This window comes from Mycolicibacterium houstonense, assembly GCF_900078665.2.
Lineage (GTDB): Bacteria > Actinomycetota > Actinomycetes > Mycobacteriales > Mycobacteriaceae > Mycobacterium > Mycobacterium houstonense.
This window is the reverse complement of sequence record NZ_LT546207.1, coordinates 4,874,568-4,876,495: the sequence shown is the minus strand read 5'-3', so window position 1 is coordinate 4,876,495 and position 1,928 is coordinate 4,874,568. Positions and strand designations below refer to the sequence as shown.

The window sequence follows — 1,928 nt, the reverse complement described above, 5'->3', positions numbered from 1 at the left end:
CCTGCGGTGACGGCAATTGCATGTCCGGCGGACGCGGGAAGTTGAAGGGGGCCCCCACACCGGCCGCCCCGCCGCCACCACCACTGCCACCGGGAAGCCCGATGACGATGGACGTGGTGGTCCCGGTGGTCGGTGACGTGGTGGCCGAGGTGGGCTCGGTGGTGGCCGACGTGGGCTCCGTGGTGGCCGAGGTGGGCTCGGTGGTCGCCGACGTCGGCTCGGTGGTGTGGGTCGTCTCGCTGGGATCGGTGGTCGGTGTCGGTTCCGTGGTGTGCGTCGTCTCGCTCGGATCCGTCGTGCGCGTCGGGTCGGTCGTGTGGGTGGGATCCGTGGTGTGCGTCGCACTGGGCCCGGTGGTCTCGGTCTTAGTACCCGTCGCGGTCCCGGAGGGGTGAGGCGATTCCGACGGTTTACCTGACGTCGCGGTGGGTTTGCCTGACGTCTCGGTCGGTTTGCCTGATGTCTCGGTGGGTTTGCCTGTCGTCTTGGTCGGGCGGCCCGTCGTCTTGGTCGGTTTGCCGGTGGTGCGCGTGCCGCTGTGAGTCGGGGGCGTGCCCGTGGAGGCGCCGCCGTCCTCACCGTCGCCCTGGCCGCCATCCTGGCCGCCGCCTTGGCCGTCGCCGTCGTGATCGTGGCCGTGCCCGTGGTCCTTGCCGCCGTGATGGCCGTGCCCCTTGCCGGAGCTGTTCGAGGATCCGGATCCGCTGTCGCCGTGCCCCCGATCGGGATCGGCAAATGCCAGGGCTCCTCCGACACCGGCGATGACCAGGCCGGAGAACACCAGACCTGTCGAGGCGGCGACGCGCAACCGCGAACGCACGTTGTCACCACCCTTTCGCGCACCGCCAAAAAACTTCGATAACGAATCTGATTCTTGCACAAACGCGCAGCTCAAATTTGCTAGCCGAGGCGATTACCGGCGCGGTTCGCGGGGAGCCGCGGCGGAGCAAATCCGCCGGACGATACTGTGGGTCTGCAGCAGTTCTGCGGTGACCGACCACACACGACGACTTGACCCGGAGGCAACCGGAATGGGCCTGTTCACGCGACGAAAAAGCCGCGCCACCCGCCGCGCCGAAGCCCGCGCCATCAAGGCCAAGGCAAAGCTGGAGGCCCGGCTCACCGCAAAGAACGAGGCTCGCCGCATCAAGTCGGATCAAAAAGCTGCGCAGCGGGCACTCAAAGCTCAGGTCAGAGCACAGCGGGACAGTGACCGCAATGCCCTCAAAGTGGCCGAGGNGACCCGCGCCGGTGCCGACGGTCGCCGTTCCGGCCTCGGGTGCCGATCAGCCGTTGCACTCGGCCCTCTTCCTGGCCGCGTCGGTGTCGCATCGGGGGCCACCGGTCGGCGCTACCGCCTGACCACCGACCGAGCAACTCCAGAAAGACACCCAGCCATGCAACCCCTCACCGGGGCGTCCTCGCGCGCCCTGATCGCCACCGCCGCGGTAGCCGCCACCGCGCTGCTGACCGCCGCACCGGCATGGGCCCACGTCCATGTCGATGCCGACAATCCGACTCCGGGGACCACCTCGGTGCTCACCTTCCGGGTTCCCGGCGAATCCGATACCGGCGCCCTGACCACACAATTGACGGTCGACCTGCCCGGTGTGGCGTCGGCCCGCACCGAGGTGGTGCCGGGCTGGACGGCCAAACTGGACCGCGACACCTCGGCCGGGACCGTCCGGGCGGTGACCTGGACGGCGAACCCGGGCGTGGGCATCTCGGCCGAACAGTTCGCGCTGTTCCGAGTCTCTGTGAAGCTGCCCGACGCCGAGACGGTGAGCTTCCCGACCACCCAGACCTATTCCGACGGCTCGGTGGTCCGCTGGGACCAGGCCCCGCTGCCCGACGGCAGCGAGCCCGAGCACCCGGCGCCGCAGCTGACGCTGAGCGGCACCCCGCCGGAGTCCACGCGCGCCGAACAC

1 protein-coding gene and 2 pseudogenes are annotated in these 1,928 nt (G+C 69.4%); 2 read left to right on the top strand and 1 reads right to left on the bottom strand.

Annotated features, from left to right (window positions below):
- Window positions 1-820: pseudogene (locus tag BN4332_RS33985) on the bottom strand (hypothetical protein); the annotation flags it as partial.
- Between BN4332_RS33985 and BN4332_RS35225 the strand changes: the two are divergent.
- A pseudogene (locus tag BN4332_RS35225) lies at window positions 762-1,190 on the top strand (DUF6474 family protein); the annotation flags it as partial. The pseudogenes BN4332_RS33985 and BN4332_RS35225 overlap by 59 nt on opposite strands.
- Window positions 1,191-1,397: 207 nt before the next feature.
- On the top strand, window positions 1,398-1,928 hold a 531-nt coding region (locus tag BN4332_RS34630; RefSeq protein ID WP_066902080.1), incomplete at its 3' end, for a YcnI family protein.